Below are 233 nucleotides of genomic sequence, written 5' to 3' on the forward strand. Positions count from 1 at the left end.
CATCCCTGGCGCAGAGCACGGTATCGACTCAAACGGTTTCTTCGACCTGATGGAGCAACCTAAGCGTGTTGCTGTAATCGGTGCAGGCTACATCGCAGTAGAAATTGCAGGCGTACTAAGTGCACTTGGCACAGAGACACACTTATTCTGTCGTAAAGAGTCGCCACTTCGCAGCTTCGACCCAATGATTGTTGAAACACTGGTTGAAGTAATGGAAGCGGAAGGTCCAACAC

1 protein-coding gene is annotated in these 233 nt (G+C 50.2%); it reads left to right on the top strand.

From position 1 onward, the window contains the following. The coding region (locus AB4512_RS24625) for an NAD-binding protein (RefSeq protein WP_372176094.1) at nucleotides 1–233 on the top strand (233 nt) is incomplete at both ends.

The organism is Vibrio sp. 10N.222.52.B7, assembly GCF_041474275.1.
Classification (GTDB): domain Bacteria; phylum Pseudomonadota; class Gammaproteobacteria; order Enterobacterales; family Vibrionaceae; genus Vibrio; species Vibrio crassostreae_C.